This window comes from Nocardioides sp. T2.26MG-1, from assembly GCF_950101795.1.
Taxonomy (GTDB): Bacteria; Actinomycetota; Actinomycetes; order Propionibacteriales; family Nocardioidaceae; genus Nocardioides.
The window spans coordinates 270,035-292,223 of sequence record NZ_CATNLZ010000012.1 but is presented as its reverse complement, the minus strand read 5'-3'; the positions used below and the strand labels follow the sequence as shown (position 1 = coordinate 292,223).

Annotated in this window: 19 protein-coding genes and 1 pseudogene; 11 read left to right on the top strand and 9 right to left on the bottom strand. The window is 72.3% G+C overall.

All coding sequences use genetic code 11. The features are described from left to right. Positions 1-117 precede the first annotated feature (117 nt). Positions 118-1,746: an L-glutamate gamma-semialdehyde dehydrogenase gene (pruA, locus tag QQZ14_RS11165; RefSeq protein WP_284534350.1), complete on the top strand. Its 1,629-nt coding sequence runs from the start codon at positions 118-120 to the stop codon at positions 1,744-1,746. Further along, positions 1,746-1,931, top strand: a complete 186-nt coding sequence (locus QQZ14_RS11160; RefSeq protein WP_284534349.1) for a hypothetical protein — start codon at positions 1,746-1,748, stop codon at positions 1,929-1,931. The genes pruA and QQZ14_RS11160 overlap by 1 nt, the downstream gene beginning before the upstream one ends. Here the strand turns inward: QQZ14_RS11160 and QQZ14_RS11155 are convergent. Continuing rightward, positions 1,916-2,398 (bottom strand): DUF2505 domain-containing protein, encoded by a 483-nt coding sequence (locus QQZ14_RS11155; RefSeq protein ID WP_284534348.1) that lies wholly within the window; start codon positions 2,396-2,398, stop codon positions 1,916-1,918. The two genes, QQZ14_RS11160 and QQZ14_RS11155, sit on opposite strands and share 16 nt — an antisense overlap. Further along, complete coding sequence (locus QQZ14_RS11150) at positions 2,398-2,877, bottom strand: DUF2505 domain-containing protein (protein WP_284534347.1); 480 nt, start codon at positions 2,875-2,877, stop codon at positions 2,398-2,400. Before QQZ14_RS11150 ends, QQZ14_RS11155 begins: the two co-directional genes overlap by 1 nt. 49 nt (positions 2,878-2,926) lie before the next feature. Between QQZ14_RS11150 and QQZ14_RS11145 the strand changes: the two genes are divergently transcribed. The 6 genes and pseudogenes from QQZ14_RS11145 to QQZ14_RS11120 all read left to right on the top strand — a co-directional run. Continuing rightward, positions 2,927-3,730, top strand: a complete 804-nt coding sequence (locus QQZ14_RS11145; protein ID WP_284534346.1) for a tryptophan 2,3-dioxygenase — start codon at positions 2,927-2,929, stop codon at positions 3,728-3,730. 84 nt (positions 3,731-3,814) lie between these two features. Next, entirely contained in the window at positions 3,815-8,716 is a 4,902-nt protein-coding gene (locus QQZ14_RS11140) for an NAD-glutamate dehydrogenase (RefSeq protein WP_284534345.1), read from the top strand. Positions 8,717-8,817: 101 nt separating this feature from the next. Continuing rightward, positions 8,818-9,321 (top strand): SigE family RNA polymerase sigma factor, encoded by a 504-nt coding sequence (locus QQZ14_RS11135; protein ID WP_284534344.1) that lies wholly within the window; start codon positions 8,818-8,820, stop codon positions 9,319-9,321. Beyond that, positions 9,321-10,361, top strand: coding sequence for a hypothetical protein (locus QQZ14_RS11130; protein WP_284534342.1), 1,041 nt, complete (start codon positions 9,321-9,323; stop codon positions 10,359-10,361). Before QQZ14_RS11135 ends, QQZ14_RS11130 begins: the two co-directional genes overlap by 1 nt. Before the next feature lie 129 nt (positions 10,362-10,490). Then, positions 10,491-11,900 (top strand): amidase, encoded by a 1,410-nt coding sequence (locus QQZ14_RS11125; RefSeq protein WP_284534341.1) that lies wholly within the window; start codon positions 10,491-10,493, stop codon positions 11,898-11,900. Then, positions 11,900-12,502, top strand: a pseudogene (locus QQZ14_RS11120) (SDR family NAD(P)-dependent oxidoreductase); the annotation flags it as partial. The gene QQZ14_RS11125 and the pseudogene QQZ14_RS11120, both read left to right, overlap by 1 nt. 254 nt (positions 12,503-12,756) lie before the next feature. Here the strand turns inward: QQZ14_RS11120 and QQZ14_RS11115 are convergent. The 7 genes from QQZ14_RS11115 to QQZ14_RS11085 all read right to left on the bottom strand — a co-directional run bounded on the left by QQZ14_RS11115 (position 12,757) and on the right by QQZ14_RS11085 (position 19,596). Next, the gene (locus QQZ14_RS11115) at positions 12,757-13,515 is read right to left on the bottom strand and encodes a VOC family protein (protein WP_284534340.1); all 759 of its coding nucleotides are present in this window, start codon (positions 13,513-13,515) and stop codon (positions 12,757-12,759) included. Further along, positions 13,512-14,825, bottom strand: a complete 1,314-nt coding sequence (locus QQZ14_RS11110; RefSeq protein WP_284534339.1) for an RNA polymerase sigma factor — start codon at positions 14,823-14,825, stop codon at positions 13,512-13,514. Before QQZ14_RS11110 ends, QQZ14_RS11115 begins: the two co-directional genes overlap by 4 nt. A 7-nt stretch (positions 14,826-14,832) precedes the next feature. Then, positions 14,833-15,195: a YciI family protein gene (locus QQZ14_RS11105; protein WP_284534338.1), complete on the bottom strand. Its 363-nt coding sequence runs from the start codon at positions 15,193-15,195 to the stop codon at positions 14,833-14,835. An 82-nt stretch (positions 15,196-15,277) separates the two neighbouring features. Beyond that, on the bottom strand, positions 15,278-16,240 hold the full coding sequence (ku, locus tag QQZ14_RS11100; RefSeq protein WP_284534337.1) for a non-homologous end joining protein Ku: 963 nt from the start codon (positions 16,238-16,240) through the stop codon (positions 15,278-15,280). 88 nt (positions 16,241-16,328) lie between these two features. Continuing rightward, entirely contained in the window at positions 16,329-17,309 is a 981-nt protein-coding gene (locus QQZ14_RS11095) for an SDR family oxidoreductase (protein WP_284534336.1), read from the bottom strand. Further along, entirely contained in the window at positions 17,306-18,274 is a 969-nt protein-coding gene (locus tag QQZ14_RS11090; protein ID WP_284534335.1) for a bile acid:sodium symporter family protein, read from the bottom strand. The genes QQZ14_RS11095 and QQZ14_RS11090 overlap by 4 nt, the downstream gene beginning before the upstream one ends. Next, positions 18,271-19,596, bottom strand: coding sequence for a flavin-containing monooxygenase (locus tag QQZ14_RS11085; RefSeq protein WP_284534334.1), 1,326 nt, complete (start codon positions 19,594-19,596; stop codon positions 18,271-18,273). The genes QQZ14_RS11090 and QQZ14_RS11085 overlap by 4 nt, the downstream gene beginning before the upstream one ends. 17 nt (positions 19,597-19,613) lie before the next feature. Between QQZ14_RS11085 and QQZ14_RS11080 the strand changes: the two genes are divergently transcribed. Genes QQZ14_RS11080 through ligD form a run of 3 tightly spaced genes read left to right on the top strand, consistent with a single transcriptional unit; the run spans position 19,614 to position 22,149 of the window. Continuing rightward, positions 19,614-20,531, top strand: a complete 918-nt coding sequence (locus QQZ14_RS11080; protein ID WP_284534333.1) for an ATP-dependent DNA ligase — start codon at positions 19,614-19,616, stop codon at positions 20,529-20,531. Continuing rightward, positions 20,528-21,238, top strand: coding sequence for a L,D-transpeptidase family protein (locus QQZ14_RS11075; RefSeq protein ID WP_284534332.1), 711 nt, complete (start codon positions 20,528-20,530; stop codon positions 21,236-21,238). The genes QQZ14_RS11080 and QQZ14_RS11075 overlap by 4 nt, the downstream gene beginning before the upstream one ends. Then, entirely contained in the window at positions 21,238-22,149 is a 912-nt protein-coding gene (ligD, locus tag QQZ14_RS11070) for a non-homologous end-joining DNA ligase (RefSeq protein ID WP_284534330.1), read from the top strand. The genes QQZ14_RS11075 and ligD overlap by 1 nt, the downstream gene beginning before the upstream one ends. Positions 22,150-22,189 lie beyond the last annotated feature (40 nt).

Genomic DNA, 22,189 nt, shown 5'->3' with positions numbered 1-22,189 from the left:
GAAAGTTCTGGGCGGGTCAACGCGAATTGTCGACACATCACGTTGACCCGCCCGAAAGTTTCGGGCGGGTCAACACCGACTCGGCGCCCGATCGGGTCGCTCGATACGCTCGCAGGCATGGACGCCATCACGACCCCGCCGGCTCCCACCAACGAGCCGAACCTGACCTACGCGCCGGGCACCCCCGAACGGGAGGCCCTGACGACGGAGATCGCCAAACTCGAGAAGAAGCAGAAGAACCTGCGCGCCTACATCGGCGGACGCTGGAAGGCCGGTGGCGGCGTGGAGATCGACGTCGTCCAGCCCCACGACCACCAGCACGTGCTCGGCACGTTGAAGGCCTCCACCCAGGCCGACGCACGCGCGGCGATCAAGGCGGCGAACGAGGCGGCCCCCGCGTGGCGGGACATGGACTTCGACGACCGGGCCGCGATCATGCTCAAGGCCGCCGACCTGCTGGCCGGCCCGTGGCGGCAGCGGCTGAACGCCGCCACCGTGCTCGGCCAGTCCAAGACGCCGCACCAGGCCGAGATCGACGCCGCCTGCGAGCTCATCGACTTCTGGCGCTTCAACGTCCACTACGCCCGGCAGATCCTCGGCGAGCAGCCGATCCGCAACAGCCCCGGCGTGTGGAACCGCACCGACCACCGCCCCCTGGAGGGCTTCGTCTACGCGATCACGCCGTTCAACTTCACCGCGATCGCCGGCAACCTGCCCACGGCGCCCGCGCTGATGGGCAACACCGTCGTCTGGAAGCCCTCGTCGACCCAGCAGCTGGCCGCCACCCTGACGATGGAGCTGCTCGAGGAGGCCGGCATGCCGCCGGGCGTGATCAACATGCTCCCGGGTCACGGCGCCGACGTCTCCGAGGTCGCGCTCGCCAGCCCGGACCTGGCCGGCATCCACTTCACCGGCTCCACACGCGTCTTCCAGCAGCTGTGGGGCGAGGTCGGCGCCAACATCGCGGGCTACCGCGCCTACCCGCGCATCGTCGGGGAGACCGGCGGCAAGGACTTCATCGTCGCGCACCCCTCGGCCGACCCCGACGTGGTGCGGACCGCGATGGTCCGCGGCGCGTTCGAGTACCAGGGCCAGAAGTGCTCGGCGGCCTCGCGGGCGTACGTCGCGCGCTCGGTCTGGACGAAGATGAAGGACTCCCTGCTCTCCGAGATCGAGAGCATCACGATGGGCGACCCGACGGACTTCTCCAACTTCATGGGCGCGGTCATCGACGAGCGGGCGTTCGTCAAGCACAAGGCGGCGATCGAGCGGGCCAAGCGGTCGCGCAAGCTCGACGTCCTGGCCGGCGGCACGGTCGACGACTCGGTCGGCTGGTTCGTGAGCCCGACGCTGGTCGAGGGCGGCGACCCGACCGACGAGATGTTCTCGACCGAGTACTTCGGGCCGATCCTCGCGGTGCACGTCTACGAGGACGGCGACTTCGAGCGGGTGGTGCGGGGGATGGAGTCGAGCTCGCCGTACGCCCTGACCGGCTCGATCATCGCCCAGGACCGCCGGGCGATCGCCTGGGCCCAGGCGGAGCTGCGGTTCGCGGCCGGCAACTTCTACATCAACGACAAGCCGACCGGTGCGGTCGTCGGCCAGCAGCCCTTCGGCGGCGGCCGGGCCAGCGGCACCAACGACAAGGCCGGTGCGGCGAGCAACCTGCTGCGCTGGACGTCGCCGCGCTCGATCAAGGAGACGTTCGTGCCGCCGACCGACTACCGCTACCCCTACCTCGGCTGATGCTTCCCCCGCAGCTGGTCGCCCAGCACATGGGTGCCCTGCACCCGGTCGAGCAGGCGCTCGTCCTCCTGCTCGCGTTCGGCCCGTTCGTCCTGCTCGCCCTGGTGGTGTGGCTGCGGCGGCGGGCCGAGCGGCGCGAGGACAGCCTGGCCCAGAGCCAGACGGGGGATCAGGCCGAGAGGTAGTCGTGCCCGACCCGCTCCTCGGCGACCAGCGCCTTGCGGAGCAGGTCGGAGACCAGGCCCTCGATCTTGCCGCCGACCAGCGGCAGGTTGACCTTGATCTCCACGTCGACGGTCTCGACCGTGGTGCCATCGGTCTCGACGAGCGTGATCGTGCCGTCCATGTGGCCGGGCTTGCCGGGGATCGTCACGTGCAGCTCGGCGGTGTCGGGGGACGACCACTCCTCGCGCTGCACGATCTCGATCTCGTCGCCGACGAACTTCTTGGCGAACGACGGGATCCGCTCGGTGTGCTGCACCTGCTCGATGATCACGGTCATCGCGTCGCCGGACCGGTCGATCTCGACGTCGGACCGGAGCACCCGCTGGTACTCGCACACGGCCTCGCGGAACCGGGGGTCGGCGAGCATCTCGACGACCGCGGCCAGCGGCGCGTCGTACGTCATCTGGTGGTGGAGCCGCCGCGACATCAGCGCCCCTGCAGGTAGGGGACCCCGACGCCGTGCTCGGCGTCCATCCCGGCGGCGACCTTGTCGGCGAGCAGCCTCTCGAGCCTGCCGCCGATCAGCGGGACCTTCACCTTGATCTCGAGCTCGACGATCTCCACGGTGCCGGAGCCCTCGGGGCGCAGGGCGATCGTGCCCTTGAGGGTCGACGGCTTGCCGGGGGTGTCGATCTGGAGCGTCCCGCCCGTGGTGTCGGACCACTCCTCGCGCTGGATCGCGCGCGTCGAGGAGCCCGCGAAGGTGCGCGCGAACGACGGCAGGTCGTCGGTGCGCTGCTCCTGGTCGACCACGAGCGAGAACCCGCTGCCGTCGCGCTCGAGGGTCACCTCGGCCGAGATCACGTCCTGGGCCTCGCAGGCGGCCTCCCGGAACGCGGGGTCGGCCAGCATCTCGAAGACCGCGGCCGGAGGGGCGTCGTAGTGGAGCTCGTGTCGGAACTTCATGGGGGACATGATGCACGCCCCCTCCCGCGATGACCCTAGGGTGCGGGACATGAGCGAGAACTTCGTCTCCTTCGGAGAGCAGGGCGCCCAGCTGACCTACGGGAGCTACCTGCGGCTGCCGCAGCTGCTGGACTCCCAGCACCTGGAGTCGGACCCGCCGGCGCACGACGAGCTGCTGTTCATCACGATCCACCAGGTCTACGAGCTGTGGTTCAAGCAGCTGCTCCACGAGGTGTCGGCCGCGCGCGACGCGATGCTCGGCGGCGAGGCCGGCGGGCGGCTGTGGTGGGCGCAGCACCTGCTGACCCGGGTCCACGTGATCGAGCGGGTGCTGGTCCAGCAGGTCGACGTGCTGGAGACGATGACGCCGCAGGACTTCCTGGAGTTCCGCCAGCGGCTGGCGCCGGCGAGCGGGTTCCAGTCGGTGCAGTTCCGCGAGCTGGAGTTCCTCTCCGGGGCCAAGGACCCGGCGTACCTCAAGCGCTTCCGTGGGATCACGCCGGGGGAGAAGGAGCGGCTGGACGCCCGCCTGGCCGAGCCGACGCTCTGGGACGCGTTCCTCGCGATGCTGCGCTCCTTCGGCCTCCCGGCCGACACCGACGAGGAGGTCTCGGCGTCGCTGCGCACCGCCGCACACGACCGGTCCCGCTACGCGGTGGTCTGGGCGCTGTCCGAGGCGCTGCTGCAGCACGACGAGCTCGCCGCCCACTGGCGGGCGCGCCACGTCGTGATGGTCGAGCGGATGATCGGCGCCAAGTCCGGCACCGGGGGGTCCAGCGGCTCGACGTACCTCCGCTCCCGGCTGCCGGTGCAGTACTACCCGCTGCTGTGGGGGCTGCGGAGCGAACTCTAGGTCGGCGCCGAGCAACTGCCAGAAGTCCCGAATCAACGGGGGCCGGAGTTGGTGGAAGGACGGTGGCGTCCTAGTGTCGGTCCCGTGTCAACGACGACGCGTGAGCAGGACCTGTCCGAGCTGCTGGCCGGGGCGATCGCCCTGGCCCAGAAACAGTCGGGGGACACCGACGATCCGGGCGACCCGCCGCGCGCGAGCGTCGCCGAGCTGATCCGGACCTACTACCGCCACGTCGCGCCCGAGGACGTGGGGGACCGCTCCGACGCCGACCTGTACGGCGCCTTCCTGTCGCACTACCGGCTCGCGGGCCAGCGGCCCCAGGGCACCGCCCGGGTGCGGGTGTCCACCCCCGGTCCGGTGGACGACGGATGGTCGGCGTCGCGGCGCTCGGTCGTCGAGGTCGTGGTCGACGACATGCCGTTCCTCGTGGACTCCCTGACCATGGAGCTCTCGCGCCAGCTCCGCGACGTGCACGTCGTCGTGCACCCGCTCTTCGACGTCGTCCGCGACATCACCGGCGCGCTGCGCGAGGTGCGTCCGGTCGACGACGACGCGGAGGAGCTGGGCTGGTCCGGCCGCGAGTTCGCCCGCGAGTCGTGGATGCACGTCGAGATCGACCGGGTCCCCGAGGGCGATGACGTCGGGCAGATCGAGGACGCGATCCAGCGGGTGCTGCGCGACGTGCGCGAGTCGGTCGAGGACTGGTCGAAGATGCACGCCCAGGTCGCCGACATCGTCCACGAGCTGACCGTCGAGCCGCCCGAGGCGGTCGACCCCGAGGAGGCCCGCGAGGCGCGCGACCTGCTCCAGTGGCTCGCCGAGGACCACTTCACGTTCCTCGGCTACCGCGAGTACCGGCTCCAGCTCCAGGACGATGGCGAGCACCTCCGCGGCGTGCCGGGCACCGGCCTCGGGATCCTGCGCCCCGACCAGGACATGTCGACCTCCTCGGGCAAGCTGCCGCCCCAGGCGGCCGCGAAGGCGCGGGAGAAGACCCTCCTCGTGCTCACCAAGGCCAACTCGCGCTCGACGGTGCACCGCCCGGCGTACCTCGACTACGTCGGCGTGAAGAAGTTCGAGAACGGCGAGGTGGTCGGCGAACGCCGGTTCCTCGGGCTGTTCTCCAGCGCCGCCTACACCGAGTCGCTGACCCGGATCCCGATGCTGCGCGACCGCGCCGCCGCCGTCCTCAAGCGCATCGGCTTCTCGCCGCAGAGCCACGACGGCAAGGCCCTGATGGACACGCTCGAGACCTACCCGCGCGACGAGCTGTTCCACACCTCCGTCGACGAGCTCGCGCCGATGGCCGAGGCCGCGATGCACGCGCGCGAGCGTCGCCAGCTGAAGATGTTCATCCGGCGCGACACCTACGGGCGCTACGTCTCGGTGCTCGTCTACCTGCCCCGCGACCGCTACAACACCGCGGTCCGCGAGCGGTTCTCCGAGATCCTGCGCGAGAGCCTCGGCGGCGACTCGGTGGAGTTCACCGTGCGGCTGACCGAGTCGACGACCGCCCGCGTGCACTTCGTGGTGCACCCGCCCAAGGGGGCGTCGATCCACGACGTCGAGACCGCCGACCTGGAGCGGCGGCTCACCGACGCGTCCCGCTCGTGGCGCGACGACTTCGTGACCGCCGTGGTCGAGGAGTACGGCGAGGAGCTGGGCGCCTGGATGATCCGGCGCTACGAGGACTCGTTCCCCGAGGCCTACAAGGAGGACTTCGGGCCCCGGATCGGGGCCATGGACCTGGGCCGCCTCGAGGCGATGCCGGTCGGGGAGGGCGGGGCCGCGATCGACCTCTCGCTCTACCAGGACCTGGACGCCGGGCAGGGCCAGGCGCGGCTCAAGGTGTTCCGGATCGGGCCGCCGCTGTCGCTCTCGGAGGTGCTGCCGATGCTCTCCTCGATGGGCGTCGAGGTGGTCGACGAGCGGCCCTACGAGCTCGACGGGCTGGAGCGGCCGACGTACATCTACGAGTTCGGGCTGCGCTACGACAAGGCCCTGCCCGACAACTCGCGCGAGCTCTTCCAGGACGCGATCCGGGCGGTCTGGGACGGCCACAACGAGATCGACGGGTTCAACTCGCTGGTCCTGGGCGCCGGTCTCACGTGGCGCCAGGCGACCGTGCTGCGGGCCTACGCGAAGTACATGCGGCAGGGCAATGCGCCGTTCGCGCTCGACTACATCCACGAGGCGCTGCGCAACAACGTCGACATCACCCGACTGCTGGTGCTGCTCTTCGAGATCCGCTTCGACCCGTCCGCCGACCGCGACCGGGCCGCGGACGTGGAGGAGAAGATCGTCCGTGCCCTCGACGACGTCGCCAGCCTCGACCACGACCGGATCCTGCGCTCCTACCTCGCGCACATCCGGGCCACGCTGCGCACCAACTACTTCCAGACGCCCCACGAGGGCGGGGTGCGCTCCTACATCTCGTTCAAGCTGGACCCGTCCGGCGTCCCCGACCTCCCCGAGCCGCGGCCGCGGTTCGAGATCTTCGTGTACTCGCCGCGGGTCGAGGGCGTGCACCTGCGCTTCGGCGCCGTGGCCCGCGGCGGGCTGCGCTGGTCGGACCGGCGCGACGACTTCCGCACCGAGGTGCTGGGCCTGGTCAAGGCGCAGATGGTGAAGAACACCGTGATCGTGCCGGTGGGTGCGAAGGGCGGGTTCTTCTGCAAGCAGCTCCCGGACCCGTCGGATCGCGACGCCTGGCTGGCCGAGGGCGTCGCCTGCTACAAGACGTTCATCTCCGGGCTGCTCGACATCACCGACAACCTCGTCGACGGCCGGACGGTGCCCCCGGAGCAGGTCGTGCGCCACGACGGCGACGACTCCTACCTGGTGGTGGCCGCCGACAAGGGCACCGCGACGTTCTCCGACATCGCCAACGGCGTGGCCAAGGACTACGGCTTCTGGCTCGGTGACGCGTTCGCGAGCGGTGGCTCGGTGGGCTACGACCACAAGGCGATGGGCATCACGGCCCGCGGCGCGTGGGTCGCGGTCCAGCGCCACTTCCGCGAGCGCGGCATCGACTGCCAGACCGAGGACTTCACCTGCGTCGGCATCGGCGACATGTCCGGCGACGTGTTCGGCAACGGCATGCTCTGCTCCGAGCACACCCGGCTGGTGGCGGCCTTCGACCACCGCGACATCTTCCTCGACCCGACTCCCGACGCGGCGACGTCGTACGCCGAGCGCAAGCGGCTGTTCGAGCTGCCGCGCTCGAGCTGGCAGGACTACGACCGCTCGCTGATCTCCGAGGGCGGCGGGGTCTTCCCACGCACGCTGAAGAAGATCCCGCTCAACGACGCGGTGCGCCACGCCCTCGGCATCGCCGCCGGCGTGGAGTCGATGACCCCCGCCGAGCTGATGCGGGCGATCCTGCTCGCGCCGGTCGACCTGCTCTGGAACGGCGGCATCGGCACCTACGTGAAGGCGTCCACCGAGACCAACGCCGACGCCGGCGACAAGGCCAACGACGGCATCCGTGTCGACGGCCGCGAGCTGCGGGCCCGCTGCGTCGGCGAGGGCGGCAACCTCGGCTTCACCCAGCTCGGCCGCATCGAGTACGCCCAGGAGGGCGGGCCGAGCGGCGCCGACAGCGGGATCGGCGGCCGGATCAACACCGACTTCATCGACAACTCCGCCGGTGTCGACACCTCCGACCACGAGGTGAACCTCAAGATCCTGCTCGACCGGGTCGTCAAGGCCGGAGACCTCACCGAGGAGCAGCGCAACACGCTGCTCGCGCAGATGACCGACGAGGTCGCCCACCTGGTCCTGCGCGACAACTACGAGCAGAACCTCGCGCTCGCCAACGCGGCCGCCAACAGCGGGCCGATGCTGCACGTCCACGAGGACTGGATGCGCAAGCTCGAGCACGACGGCCTGATCAGCCGCAAGCTCGAGGGCCTGCCGGACAGCCGGGAGGTGCGCCGCCGGCTCGACCGGGGTGCCGGGCTGACCACGCCGGAGCACTCCGTGCTGCTCGCCTGGACCAAGATCGCGCTGGCCGAGGAGCTGCTCGCCTCCGACCTGCCCGACGACCCCTACTGCGACCAGGACCTGCGGCTCTACTTCCCGCGGCAGGTCCAGAAGGGCTTCGGGCCGCAGATCCACCAGCACCCGCTGCGCCGCGAGATCATCGTCACCCAGGTCGTCAACGACCTGGTCAACGGCGCCGGCATCACGTTCTGGCCGCGGCTGTCGGGCGAGACCGGGGCGACCGGGGCGGAGCTGACCCGGGCCAACTTCGTGGCCCGCGAGATCTTCGGCTCGCTGCCGCTGCGTGAGGAGCTGGCCTCCCTGGACAACCAGCTCGACGCCGCCGTGCAGACCCGGATGCGCCTGGAGATGCGCACGCTCGTGGAGCGGGCCTCGCGCTGGCTGGTCAACAACCGGCGCCCGCCGCTGGACAGCCAGCGGACCGTCGACCAGTTCTCCGGCCCGGTCCAGAAGACCATGGCGCAGCTGCCCGACCTGATGACCGGCCGCGAGCTCGCGGCGTACCAGGATCGGCGCGCGCGCCTCGAGGCCGAGGGTGTCTCCGCGGACCTCGCGAGCCGCGTGGCGGTGCTCCCGCCGGCGTACACGCTGCTCGGTGTCGTCGAGGTCGCGGCTCGGGCGTCGCTGGAGCCGACGGACGTGGCCCGGGTGCACTTCGCGCTGGGGGAGCGGCTCGGGCTCTCGGCGCTCGTGCACCGGATCCTCGGCCTGCCGCGCGACGACCGCTGGCAGACCATGGCCCGGGCGTCGCTGCGCGACGACCTCCACGACGTGCACACCCAGCTGACCGCCCAGGTGCTGGCGAGCACGTCCCCGGACGACCCCGCACCGGTGCGGATCGCCGCCTGGGAGGAGGACGACGAGGTGATGGTGTCGCGGGCGGCCGCGACGCTCGAGGAGATCTGCGCCGACGACGCCGCCGACCTCGCGCGGCTCTCGGTCGGGCTGCGGGTGGTGCGGGGGCTGCTGGCGACCGGCTGAGACAGATCGGCGCCTGGGACAACCGGCGACCGCCCCCGGTGCATCTGGAGGGTATGGACGCACTTGCGGCTCGGGCCGACGCGGGGACCTCGGAGGCATCGGTGACGGACGGGCCGGAAGGGTTCGACGAGTTCTTCCGGGCCACGTGGCCGCGGCTGTTCCGCACGGCGTACGCCGTCGCCGGCGACGCGGGCTCGGCCGAGGACGCGCTGCAGGCGGCGTATGCCCGCGCGTTCGCGCGCTGGGGGCACGTGAGCTCCACCGACCACCCCGAGGCGTACGTGCGCCGGATGGTGGTCAACGAGATCCTCGGCACCCGCCGCGGGGGCTGGTGGAAGCGTGAGCGGCCCCAGGCGGACACCGAGCCGCCCGGCAGCCACGACGGCCCCGAGCTGGGCCTGGTCGAGCGCGACGCGGTCTGGTCCGCGGTGCTCGGCCTGCCGGTGCGGCAGCGCGCCGTCGTGGTGCTGCGCTACTACGAGGACCTCTCCGAGGAGCAGATCGCCGACGTGCTCGGCTGCAGCCGCGGGACCGTGAAGTCGCAGGCGTCCGCCGCCCTCACCAACCTCCGCCGCTCGGCGGACGCCCTCCAGGGAGACCAGTGATGAGCACCGACCTGCGCGACGTCCTGCACGAGCGCCTCGACCACCTCACGCCGCCGGTCGGAGACCTCGACGCGGTGCGCGGTCGCGGCCGGCGGCTGCGGCGCGGCCGGCAGGGAGCCGTCGCCGGGTTGGCCGCGGTGACGGTGGCGGCCGTCGTCGTGGGCGTGCTCGCGCTCGGCGGTGGCGGGAGCGATGGTGGTGAGCGGGGGATCGACCCGGTCGGCCCGCTCGACTTCAGCCAGGGGCTGCGCGCGTACGCCGACCCCGGGTACGTCATCCACCTCGGTGGCCGGGAGTTCCCCGCCGACCGGCTGGAGTACCTCGACACGGACGCCATGGCGACCCCGGCGGGGGTGCTGTTCTACGCCCACGGCGTGCCGCGGCTCCTCGCGGAGTCGGGCGACGTCACCGACCTCGAGCCCGACGCCGCCCGCACCGGCCAGCACCCGACGGCCAAGGTCGACTCGACCGGCGCGGTCACGGCGTACGGCGCTGTCCTCGACGGCGACCTCGTGGTGCGGGTCCGCGACCTCGACAGCGGTGAGCTCCTGGCCAGCCGCAGCGTGCCCAGCGGGACCGTCGTCGACGCGATCGACGACCGCATGGTGTTCCTGCGCACCGACGCCGGCACCACGGTGTGGGACACGGTTGCCGACCGGGTCGAGGAGGTCGCCGGCCCGCAGACCCGGGTCGCCGACGTCCGCAACGGCGTCCTGCTGTACGACGGGCCGCGACCGACCGGCCCGGGCGCCTCGGCGTACCGCCTGGTGAAGGGCGCGATCGACGCCCAGCTCACCTACGACGGCGGTCACGTCCTGGGCTGGTCGAGCCGCCTGGAGTCGACCGACGGCGGCGCCCCGATCGTGCTGGACCAGAAGGCGACGTTCTTCGCGATCGACACCGACGGCTCGGTCCTGGCGGCCGTCTACGGGCACCCCGCCCGGGTGTACGACTGCGAGGTGCCCTCCGGGCACTGCGCGCTGCTGGGTCCGCTGACCACGAAGGGCGGCGACCCGGTGTTCATCGGCGTCGACATGTAGCCGATCGCGCTGACCCGTCGCCGGGTGCCGGCAGGCCGGGGATGGCGCACCGGCCCACGACGTCAGACGGACGGTGTGTCCGCTTGCTCCCACCGCCTCGCGTCCCGGGAGCCGCTAGCCTCCGGTGCTGTGACGGACCTTGCGCGCGCCGGAGTGGCCGAGACAGCACGACTGGTGACCGAGGGAGAGATCTCCGCCCGGGGCGTGGTCGAGCAGGCGCTGGGCCGCATCGACCAGCGCGACCGCGCGCTCAACGCGATCTCCCGGCTGCTCGTCGACGAGGCGATCGCCGAGGCGCAGGAGCGCGACGCGGCGCTCGCGGCCGGCGAACCCGCCGGGCCGCTGCACGGCGTACCCCTCGTGATCAAGGAGGAGATCGACGTCGCCGGCACGGTCACGACGTTCGGTGGCGACGCCAACTCGACCCCGGCCGCCGCCGACGCCGAGGTCGTACGCCGCCTCCGCGCGGCCGGTGCGGTGATCGTCGCGAAGACGACCATGCCGGAGTTCGGCGCGTTCCCGTTCACCGAGTCCTCCTCGCGCGGCGTGACCCGCAACCCCTGGGACCCGTCCCGCACGCCCGGCGGCTCCAGTGGTGGCACCGCGGCCGCGGTCGCGGCCGGGATGGTCCCGGCCGGCCTGGGCGGCGACGGCGGCGGCTCGATCCGGATCCCGAGCGCGAGCTGCGGGCTCTTCGGGCTCAAGCCGCAGCGAGGCCGGGTGACCACGGCGCCGCACCCGCACCTGTGGTGGGCGCTCGGCACCGCCGGACCGCTCACCCGCAGCGTGGTGGACAGCGCGCTGGTGTACGACGCGATCCGCGGCAACGTCGAGGGCGACCTCTACACCGCCGGCGGCGACGAGCCGTTCGTGGCCGCCGCCCGGCGCGAGCCGGGGCGCCTGCGCCTCGGCTGGTCGACCAAGCCGGTGACCCTCGGGGTGCGCCCAGACCCGGTGCACGTGCGCGCGGTCGAGGACACCGCCCGGCTGCTCGCCGACCTCGGCCACGACGTCCGCGAGGTCGACCCGCGCTACCCCGATCCGACGGCGGCGTTCGTGCCCCAGTTCTTCGCCGGCATCCGCGCCGAGGCCGACCAGGTCGAGCACTTCGAGCGGCTCGAGCGGCGCACCCGCGAGACCTACCGGCTCGGCTCCTGGGTGACGCCCAAGGTCATCGACCGGGCCCTGCGCGTCACCGAGCAGGTCTCCGCCAAGGCCAACCGGGTCTTCCAGGGCCCCCAAGGACTCGACGTGCTGCTCACCCCCGCGATCGCGCACCGGCCGCCACCGGTCGGCCGGCTCGATGGCGTCGGCACCGTGCGGGCGTCGCTGCGCTCGATGCCGGCGATCAGCTACGCCGCGATCTGGAACGTCGCGGGCAACCCCGCCGCGTCGGTGCCCTGCGGTGTCGCGGCCGACGGGCTGCCGGTCGCGGTGCAGCTGGTCGGGCGGACCGACGACGAGGTCACGCTGTTCTCGCTGTCCGCCCAGCTCGAGGCGGCCCGGCCCTGGCCGCTGCTCGCCGGGGACGCACGCTGATGGCCCTGCTCCTCCAGTCACCCGTCGCGCGGATACGCCGGATCGTCGGCCGCCCGCTCGGCCTGCCCAGCCCGCTGGCCGGCCGGACCGTGCTGGTCACCGGCGCGTCCTCGGGCATCGGCGAGGCCACGGCGCTCGCGGTCGGCCGTGCCGGCGCGACCGTGCTGCTGGTCGCGCGCCGCGCCGACGAGCTCGACCGGGTCCGTCGCGCGATCGAGGACGCGGGCGGCCGTGCGGCGGCGTACTCCTGCGACCTGACCGACGGCGACGCCGTCGACGCGCTCGTCGCCCGGGCGCTCGAGGAGCACGGTGCGGTCGACTACCTGGTCAACAACGCGGGCCGGTCGATCCGCCGCTCGTTGGAGCTGACCCAGGACCGGTTCCACGACTTCGAGCGCACGATGGCGATCAACTACTTCGGCCCGGTGCGGCTGACGATGGGCCTGCTGCCCGCGATGCGCGCGCAGGGCTTCGGGCACGTCGTCAACGTGCTGAGCTGGGGCGTGCAGATGAAGGCGCCGAAGTTCAGCGCCTACCTCGCCTCCAAGTCCGCGCTGGACACGTGGAGCCGGATCGCCGGCCGCGAGACCTACGGCGACGGCGTCACGTTCACCAACATCCGGTTCTCGCTGATCCGCACCGCGATGTCGGCGCCGACCGAGGCGTACGCCGGTCGCGGCGCCAGCCCGGAGCGGGCGGCCGCCCGCGTGCTGCGCGCGCTCGAGGACCGCCCGGTGACCGTCAAACACCCGCGCCGGCGACGTCGGCGAGCTGGTCAACATCCTGGCGCCGCGCGTCAGCGACTGGCTGTTCCACCGCTTCGACAAGATGTTCCCCGACTCCGAGGCGGCCCGGGTCAGCTCGACCTCGGACCCATCACGAGGAACGTGATCCCGCTCGGGTCGGCGATCGAGGCCAGCCGCCCGAAGGGCGAGTCGTCGGCGGGGATCACCTGCGAGCCGCCGAGCTCGACCGCGGTCGCGATCGCGGCGTCGGTGTCGGGGACCTGGACGTAGAACTGCCAGTGGGAGGGACTGCCGGCGAGCAGCTCACGGGCGTCCATGACCCCGGCGCGGGCGCCGTCGTCCTTGCCGAGCGTGGTGTAGCGGAAGCCGGGGGTGTCGCTCATCGTGTGGGTGGTCCAGCCGAAGACGTTCTCGTAGAACGGGATCACCGCGTCGTAGTCGTCGCTGAGCACCTCGAACCACGCGGGCGCCCCGACCTCGCCACGCACCGCGAAGCCGGGCATGTCGAGCGGCTGCCAGACCCCGACCGGCGCGCCGGCCGGGTCGGTCACCATCGCCATGTGGCCGAGGTCGCCGACCTGCATGGCGTCCACGAGCACCTGTCCGCCGTTGGCCCGGGCCATCGCGACGGTGTCGGCGGCGTCGTTGCTCTCGAGGTAGACGTTCCAGGCGCTGACGCCGCCGCGGTCGTTGCGCATGCACCCGGCGACCTGCTCGCCGTCGCGCTCGAACGTCACGTAGCCGCCGTACTCGGGGCCGGAGTCGCGGGCGGTCCAGCCGAACAGGCCGGGGTAGAACGCCTTCGCGCCCTCGACGTCGGGGGTGAAGAGCTCGATCCAGATCGGCTCGCCGGGGATGTGCTGGCTCATCGGGCTGCTCCTTCGGTGGGGGACGGTGTCGGGTCGGATCGGTGGGCGTTCTCATCGGCGCGGCGGCGCAGCAGCCGCCGCTCGTCGGCGTTGTGGCTGCGCGTCGCGGCCTCGCGGAAGGCCGCCGCGGCGGCGTCGTGCCGGCCGGCCAGCTCGAGGAGGTCACCCCGGACGGCGCCGGGCACGGGTGAGCCGGCGAACGCCGGAGCGTCCGCCACCGCGTCGAGCACGGCGAGCCCGACGTCGGGCCCGAAGGCGCGCCCGTGGGCGACCGCGCGGTTCACCTCGACCACGGGGCCGGGTGCGGCGTAGGCGAGCACGTCGTACAGCCGCGCGATCTCGGTCCAGTCGGTGTCCTCGGCCCGGGACGCGCGGGCGTGGCAGGCCGCGATCGACGCCTGCAGGACGTAGCCGCCGACCGGCCGCCCGCCCCGTGCGAGCGTCTCGGCCCGGTCGAGCGCCCGGAGCCCGCGGCGGACCAGCAGTCGGTCCCAGCGGCTCCGGTCCTGGGCCTCGAGCAGCACCGTGGTGCCGTCGTCGGCCCGGCGGGCGGCCAACCGCGACCCCTGGAGCTCCAGCAGCGCCTGCAGCCCGAGCACCTCCGGGTCGTCGGGCACCAGCGCGCTGAGCATCCGGGCCAGCCGCATCGCCTCCAGGCACAGCTCCGGGCGGGTCCAGTCCGCGCCCGCGGTGGCGACGTACCCCTCGTTGAAGATCAGGTAGACGACCGCCATCACGTCGGCCAGCCGCTCCTCGCGCTCGCGTCCGGTCGGCGGGTCCATCGACGCCCCGCTCTGCGCGAGCAGCCGCTTGGCCCGCGAGATCCGCTGACCCATGGTCGTCTCCCTGACCAGGTAGGCGCGGGCGATCTCGGCGGTCGTGAGGCCACCGACCAGCCGCAGCGTCAGCGCCGTCCGCGACTCCGGCGGCAGCGCCGAGTGGCAGCAGAGGAACGCCAGCCGCAGCACGTCGTCCTCGATGTGGTCGACGGCGCCGTCGAGGTCGGGCATCACCGTCTCCTCGAGTCCGTGCGCGAGCTCGGCGGTACGCCGGCGCAGGGTGTCGTTGCGCCGGAACTGGTCGATCGCCCGGCGCTTCGCGACCGCCGTCAGCCAGGCGCCGGGGTTGCCGGGGACGCCCCGGTCGGGCCACTGCTCGAGGGCCGCGACCAGGGCGTCCTGGGCGAGGTCCTCGGCCAGGTCGACGTCGCGTGTCATCCGGGCCAGGGCCGCCACGAGCCGCACGGACTCCTGCCGCCAGACGGCGGTGATCGCCGCGCTGGTGGGAGGGTCCGCCGGCGGACGGGTCACTGGCCCGTCACTGGCCCGGTGCGGTGAACATCTGCCGGATCTCGACCGAGCCCTCCCAGCCGGGCCAGTACTGCTGGTGCAGCTCGAGCACCCGGCGGGCTCCCTCGACGGCCTCGTCGTGGCTGCGCACCTCGGTGATCGCGTAGCCGCCGGCGACCTCCTTGCCCTCCGCGTAGGGCCCGTCGACCTGGGTGATGGAGCCACCGCGGAGGTGGATCTCGGTGCTGTCGCGCATGCCCGACAGGCCGCCGGCCTCGAGCAGGGTGCCGGCGGCGAGGGCCTGGCCCATCTCCTTGCCCATCGCCTCGGCGAGCTCGGGCGGCGGGTCGCCGATGTCCTCGGCCATCTTCACGAACGTGATGTAGCGCATCGTCGTCTCCTGTGATCGGGTGGTGTGGTCACCCGGACGTCGGACGAGCGCCCCCGATCTCGACACGACGGCCGAGATCCGTTCAGCTGGCCTTGCGGGCCGCGGTCTTCTTGCTCGCGGTCTTCTTCGCGGCGGCCTTCTTCGCGGGTGCCTTCTTGGCCGGGGTCTTCTTGGCCGTGGTGCTCTTGCGCGCCGCCTTCTTGGCGGGCGCCTTCTTCGCGGGCTCGGCCTCGTCCTCACCCTCGTCGGCCGGTGCCTCGCCGCGCGCGGACTTCGCGGCGTCGACGGAGCGCTGGAGCGCGGCGAGCAGGTCGACGACCTCGCCGGAGGACTTGGTCGACGTGGCGGTGCGCTTGACCTCGCCGCCCTCGATCTTGGCCTTGACCACGGCCTCGACGGCCTCGGCGTAGTCGTCGGCGAAGTCCGACGGCTCGAAGTCGCCGGCCAGCGTCTCGACCAGCATGTTGGCCATCTTGACCTCGGCCGGCTTGACCTCGCCGGTCTCGACGGAGAAGTCGGGGGTGCGGATCTCGTCGGGCCACATCATCGTCTGCAGCACGATCACCTGGCCGTTTGCGGAGTCGCGCACGCGCAGCACCGCCACCGTGGTGCGCTGGCGCAGCGCCACGGTCACGACCGCCATCCGGTCGGCGTCGAGCAGCGCCTGGCGCAGCAGGGCGTAGGGCTTGGCGCCGGACTTCTCGGGCTCGAGGTAGTAGGACTTCTCGAACAGCATCGGGTCGATCTGGTCGGAGGGGACGAACTTCTCCACCGCGATCTCGCGCGAGGACGTCGAGGGCAGCTCAGCGAGGTCGTCGTCGGTGAGGATCACCATCTCGCCGTCCTCGGTCTCGTAGCCCTTGGCGATGTCGGCGTACGGCACCTCCTCGCCGTCGAGCGAGCACACCCGCTGGTACTTGATCCGCCCGCCGTCCTTCGCGTGCACCTGCCGGAACGACACGTCGTGGGACTCGGTGGCGGCGTACAGCTTCACGGGCACACTGACCAGCCCGAAGGACACCGCGCCCTTCCAGATCGCACGCATGGGGGCTCCTCTCCTGGCGCGAGCGTGTCGCCTACGGCGCCACGCTGCCGCGCGCTCTCTGGTTGCACCGACAACAGTCCAGTAACGGTCAGTATGACCGGCGAGCGCCCCGCCAATCATCGAACGCCTGGCGGGACGTACGGGTGGGGATGTACCCGAAAACGGTCTTCAGACGCGTGTTGTCGAGCACCGGGCGGTACTGCAGGAACCTCGTCTGCTCCGGTCCGTACGCCGTCAGACCGAGCCGCGAGCCGATCGCCAGGGCGGCCCGCAGCACGGGCTCGGGGACCGTCAGCACCGGCTTCTCCAGCAGCGCCGCGACCTCATCGATCGTGACGGCGCCGTCGCCGGCCACGTTGAACACGCCGGTCACGGGGCCGGTCACCGCCTGCTCGATGATCGCGACGACGTCGGTGTCCCAGATGAACACGAACGGCGACTCCGAGCCGCGGATCCGCAGCAGGCGCTTGCGCTCGAACAGTGCGGTGATCTGGTTGTCCACGGTCGCGCCGAGGATCGTGCCGATCCGCAGCACCACCTGCTCGAGCTCGGGGTACGCCCCTCTGAGCTCGGTCAGCATCTCCTCGACCAGCCGCTTGTGGTGGCTGTAGGCGAACTCCTCGTTGCCGCGCAGCGGCTGGTCCTCGGTGATCCAGGCGGGGTTGTCGGGGTGGTAGCCGTACGCCGCTCCGCTCGACGACACGACCACGCGGCGCACGCCGTGCTCGATGCAGGCGTCGAGCACGTGCCGCGACCCGTCGACGTCGACGGCCCGCTGGAGCTCGCGGGTCGAGCCGGGTCCGGGCGTGACGATCGAGGCGAGGTGCACGACGACCTCGGGCCGCGCCTCGCCGATCACCTCGCCGACCCTGGCCGCGTCGGTGACGTCCATGACCACGTGTCGGACGCCGGGCGTCGGGGCGGCCGGCTCGCGCAGGTCCGCGCTGACGACGTCGTGTCCGGCGGCGGCGAGGCCGGCGACCACGGAGCGGCCGAGGAAGCCGCTGCCCCCGGTGACCAGGACCCTTCGAGACGGTTGCTGCGCAACCTCCTCAGGGACCGCCCTCATGCCACCACCCGCTCCCGGTCCCGGTCGGCGGTACGCCGCCGCCACAGCTGCGCGACGACCAGCCCGACGATGATGTCGTAGATGCCCCACCACGCGGCAACGAGCGCCATGCCGCCCAGCCCGTCGAAGTAGTCGAACACGAGCAGCAGGCCCAGGCCGGTGTTCCGCACGCCCACCTCGAACGTCATCGCCTTGCGGCTGCGCGACGGCAGCCGGGCGCCGCGCGCGACGGCGTACCCGAGCGCGAGCGCCATCGCGTTCTGCAGGAACACGGCGAGCAGGATCAGCGTGATGTAGCCCTTGAAGACGTCGACGTTGGCGCTGAAGCCGAGCGCGATGATCGCGAATAGCAGCACGAAAGACACCGGCCCGACCACCCGGTGGGCCCGGTCGCCGACCCGCGGCCAGAGCCGGGTGATCGCCAGCCCCGCGACGAACGGCAGCCCGATCACGAGGGCGACCTCGGCGAACGTCTTCAGCGGGTCGAGGTCGACCGAGTGCAGCAGGTCGTCGCCGGCGGGGGACAGCCCGCCCCAGAACGCCACGCTCAGCGGCAGCATCACGATCGTCAGCACGTTGCTGACCGCGGTGATCGACACCGAGAGCGCGACGTCGCCGCCGGCGCGGTGGGTGAGGATGTTGGAGATGTTGCCGGGCGGGCAGCAGGCGACCAGGATCATGCCGAGCGCCACCGAGCCGCGCACGTCGAGGACGATCGTCAGCAGCAGCGTGAGCGCCGGGAGGCAGACGAACTGGGCGACCACGCCGATCAGCACCGGTACCGGCCGGCGGCCGACCGCGACGAAGTCGTCGACCTTCGTGTCGAGCGCGACGCCGAACAGGATCAGCGCGATCACGATCTTGAGGAACGTCAGCGAGCTCGCGTCGAAGTCGAGGTGGATGTCGTCGAGGTCGGCGGCGAGCGGGGTGACCAGTGCGGTCACGCCGGCGAGGAGCGTGGTCACGAGGGGCCTCCCGGGGTCTGCCCGAGGCGCTCGATCTCGGTCCGCACAGCATGCCGGTAGGCGTCCTTGTTGACGTAGTACGACATGCGCTCGAGCCCGAGGTAGTGGTAGCCGCCGGTGAGGTCCGGCCGCGGACCCGCGACCCGCTCCTCCAGCGCGCGGGCGGCGTCCGGTGCGGTCGTGCGCGCCCGGAGGTACGCCGCCACCAGCTCGGCCTGCTCGTAGCGGCCCTGCCAGCCGATGCCGGACGCCTCGATCATGCCGAGCACGAACAGGTTCGGGTCCTCCTGGGTGAACACGTTGAGGTAGAGGTCCGGCGCGCTGCCGCGCCCGGCCCACCGCAGCAGCGCCGGGTCGAGGAACGGGTAGTGCAGGTGGTAGCCGGTGGCCAGCACCACGACGTCGTACGGCGAGCGCGAGCCGTCCCGGAACACCACGCCGTCCCCGTCCAGCCGCGCGACGTCCGGCCGGACCGCGAGGTCGCCGTGGCCGAGGTGGTGCAGGACCAGCGAGTTCACGATCGGGTGCGACTCGTAGATCCTGTAGTCGGGCTTCGGGAACCCGAACCGCACCGGGTCGCCGGTGAACAGCCGCAGGACCCGTGAGTCGATCGCCTGCTTGATCCGGGGCGGCAGCGGCCGGCCCTGGTCGAGGGTGTCGGCGGGCTTGCCGAACAGGTACTTCGGGACGAAGTAGTAGCCGCGGCGCACGGAGATGTCGACGGACGCGGCGTGGTGCACGGCGTCGACCGCGATGTCGCAGCCGGAGTTGCCGGCACCGATGATCAGCACCCGCTTGCCGGCGAACACCGTCGGCGACTTGTAGGCACTGGTGTGGAACAGCTCGCCGTCGAAGCCGCCCTCGAACGACGGCACCGACGGCTCGCTCAGCGTGCCGTTGGCGACCAGGACGCCGGCGTGCCGCTGCTCGCGCAGCCCGGCCGGGCCCTGGCTGACGACGACCCACCCGCCGGCACCCGACGGGCGGGCCTCGACGACCTCGGTGCCGAAGGAGTACCCCGAGGCCAGGTCGTGCGCGGCCGCGAAGTCGCGGAAGTAGGCGAGCAGCTCGCGGTGGGAGGGGTAGTCGGCGACGTCCTCGCGCATCGGGAACTCCGCGAACTCCGTGGTCCGCTTCGACGAGATCAGGTGCGCGGACTCGTACACGGTGCTCCGCGGGCCGTCGATGTCCCACAGGCCGCCGACCCCGGACGCCAGCTCGTAGCCGGCCCAGGGGAGGCCGAAGCGCTGGAGGTTGCGGGCCGCGGCGAGCCCGGAGGGCCCCGCTCCGATCACGGCGTAGGTCTCGGGTGGCGACAGCATCCGGGCATGATGTCGGCATGCGCCCCATGCTCGCCACCCCCGGCCGGCACGTGCCGACCGGTGAGGCCTGGACGCACGAGGTGAAGTGGGACGGCGTCCGGGCCCTGACCGAGGTCGCCGACGGGGTGCTGCGGATGACCAGCCGCAACGAGAACGCGATCACGATCGCCTGGCCGGAGCTCTCGACCAGCCCGCTCGGCGGCCGGGACCTGCTGGTCGACGGCGAGATCATCGCGCTCAACGGGCGGGGACTGCCCGACTTCCGCACGCTCCAGGAGCGCATGCACGTGCGCAAGGCGGCCACCGCGGCCCGGCTCTCGCGTGAGGTGCCGGCGACCTACATGGTCTTCGACCTCCTGAGGCTTGATGGGCGTGACCTGACCGGTGAGCCGCTCGACGTACGCCGCGAGCTGCTCGTGGGGCTCGGCCTCGACGGGACCTGGCAGGTCCCGGCCGCGTATGACGACGGGCCGATGCTGTTCGACGCGACCCTTCAGCAGGGCTTCGAGGGCATCGTGAGCAAGCGCCGGAGCTCCCGCTACGGGTTCGGCGAGCGCTCGCCGCACTGGCAGAAGTTCGCCCACCGGCACCGGCTCTCGTACGTCGTGGGCGGCTGGCGGCCCCAGGAGGGCACCACCGACCGGCTCGCGGCGCTGCTCGTCGGCGAGCCGGGCCCCGGCGGGCTGCTCTACCGGGGCCGGGTGGGCAGCGGCATCGGCCCCAAGCAGGGCCGGGCGCTGGCCGAGCTCGTGGCCGGCCTCGGCCGCGCCGACAGCCCGTTCGCCGACGAGGTGCCCGCCGTCGACGCGCGCGGGACGCACTGGCTCGAGCCGGTGCTCGTGGTGGACATCGACACCCACGGACGCGGGTACGAGCGGCTGCGTCAGCCCTCGTTCCAGGGCGTCCGCTCCGACCTGACCCCGGAGGACCTGTGAAGAAGCCGCTGCTCGTCCTGGCCGCGACCCTCCTCGCCGCGCCCCTCGGCCCCGCACCCGCCCAGGCGGCCGCGCGGGCCGCGCGGGCCGAGGTCCGGCTCGACGGCGTCGACGTACGCCTGCGGGACGGCACCACCCAGGTGGTCACCGTGAACCACACGAGGGGGCACCGGGCCCGCGTCATCTGGTGGGTCCAGCGCGACGGGCGCTGGGAGCGGCGCCTGCAGGCGGCCGACGGCCGGATCGGGTACGGCGGCCTGGTCGCCGGGCAGCGCCGCCGGCAGGGGACCGGGACCACGCCGCTGGGCACCTACGACCTGCCCTGGGCCTTCGGCACCCACCGCGCGAGGCCCGACCGGGACCTGCCCTACCGCAGGATCCGCGCCGGGGACTTCTGGGTGCAGGACAACGCCAGCGACTACTACAACCGCTACCGCAACAAGAGCCAGGGCGGGTTCCGCTGGCGGCTCCCGGCGAGCGACCCCAACTCCTCCGAGCGGCTCACCGACTACCCGGTGCAGTACGAGTGGTCGATCGTCACCGGCTTCAACGCCGGCCAGGTCCGCCACCGCGGCTCGGGGATCTTCCTGCACGTCAACGGCTCCGGTGCGACCGCCGGCTGCGTCAGCGCCCCGCGATGGTTCATCAAGGCGCTGATGGCCCGGCTCGACCCGGACCGCCGGCCCGTGATCGCGATCGGCCGCTGATGGCCGCGGACAAGGACGTCGTCCGGGTCGAGGTCGACGGCCGCACCCTGACGATCAGCAACCTGCACAAGGTGCTCTACCCGCGCACCGGCACCACCAAGGGTGAGGTGCTCAACTACTACGCCCAGGTCGCGCCGGTGCTGCTGCCGCACCTCAAGGACCGGTGCGTGACCCGGATCCGGTGGCCGCACGGGGTGCAGGAGGGCAGCTTCTTCGAGAAGAACGTGCCCGCGCGGACGCCGTCGTGGGTGCGGACGGCGACGGTGCCGACGACCGGGTCGCGGGCGCAGTCGAGCAGTGACACGCTGGTCTTCCCGATCGTCGACGACCTGGCGACGCTCACCTGGCTGGTCAACCTCGCCGCGCTCGAGCTGCACGTCCACCAGTGGACCGTCGACCGGGACGGGCACCTCCGCGGCGCGGACCGCCTCGTCATCGACCTCGACCCCGGCGAGCCGGCCGGCCTCCACGAGTGCTGCCAGGTGGCGCTGATGGTGCGCGAGCACCTCGCCGATCGGGGGGTGGCCGCCAAGCCGGTCACCAGCGGCAGCAAGGGCCTGCACCTGTACGCCGACCTGCCGGACCCGCTGCCCCCCGACGAGTCCACCGCGCTGGCCAAGGAGGTCGCCGAGGACCTCCAGCGGGAGCACCCCACGCTGGTCACCGCGACCATGACCAAGGCGCGGCGCTCGGGCAAGGTCTTCCTCGACTGGTCCCAGAACTCCGGGTCGAAGACCACGATCTCGCCGTACTCCCTGCGCGGGCGCGAGCTGCCGACGGTCGCGACCCCCGTCTCGTGGGCCGAGGTCGAGGCCGGCGCGGACGACCCGATGGAGCTGCGGCAGCTGCGCTTCGAGGAGGTCCTCGAGCGGGTCGCAGAGCACGGCGACCTCTTCGCCGAGCCGTCCTGATCCTGCGCCGGGGCGGCTTCTGTTACCGAACGGTGGATCT

What these genes read in the sequence shown, in the direction of transcription:
- pruA (WP_284534350.1), top strand. Translation starts at nt 118, where the DNA reads ATGGACGCCATCACGACCCCGCCGGCTCCCACCAACGAGCCGAACCTG.
- QQZ14_RS11160 (WP_284534349.1), top strand. Translation starts at nt 1,746, where the DNA reads ATGCTTCCCCCGCAGCTGGTCGCCCAGCACATGGGTGCCCTGCACCCG.
- QQZ14_RS11155 (WP_284534348.1), bottom strand. Translation starts at nt 2,398, where the DNA reads ATGTCGCGGCGGCTCCACCACCAGATGACGTACGACGCGCCGCTGGCC.
- QQZ14_RS11150 (WP_284534347.1), bottom strand. Translation starts at nt 2,877, where the DNA reads ATGAAGTTCCGACACGAGCTCCACTACGACGCCCCTCCGGCCGCGGTC.
- QQZ14_RS11145 (WP_284534346.1), top strand. Translation starts at nt 2,927, where the DNA reads ATGAGCGAGAACTTCGTCTCCTTCGGAGAGCAGGGCGCCCAGCTGACC.
- QQZ14_RS11130 (WP_284534342.1), top strand. Translation starts at nt 9,321, where the DNA reads ATGAGCACCGACCTGCGCGACGTCCTGCACGAGCGCCTCGACCACCTC.
- QQZ14_RS11115 (WP_284534340.1), bottom strand. Translation starts at nt 13,515, where the DNA reads ATGAGCCAGCACATCCCCGGCGAGCCGATCTGGATCGAGCTCTTCACC.
- QQZ14_RS11105 (WP_284534338.1), bottom strand. Translation starts at nt 15,195, where the DNA reads ATGCGCTACATCACGTTCGTGAAGATGGCCGAGGACATCGGCGACCCG.
- ku (WP_284534337.1), bottom strand. Translation starts at nt 16,240, where the DNA reads ATGCGTGCGATCTGGAAGGGCGCGGTGTCCTTCGGGCTGGTCAGTGTG.
- QQZ14_RS11095 (WP_284534336.1), bottom strand. Translation starts at nt 17,309, where the DNA reads ATGAGGGCGGTCCCTGAGGAGGTTGCGCAGCAACCGTCTCGAAGGGTC.
- QQZ14_RS11085 (WP_284534334.1), bottom strand. Translation starts at nt 19,596, where the DNA reads ATGCTGTCGCCACCCGAGACCTACGCCGTGATCGGAGCGGGGCCCTCC.
- QQZ14_RS11080 (WP_284534333.1), top strand. Translation starts at nt 19,614, where the DNA reads ATGCGCCCCATGCTCGCCACCCCCGGCCGGCACGTGCCGACCGGTGAG.
- ligD (WP_284534330.1), top strand. Translation starts at nt 21,238, where the DNA reads ATGGCCGCGGACAAGGACGTCGTCCGGGTCGAGGTCGACGGCCGCACC.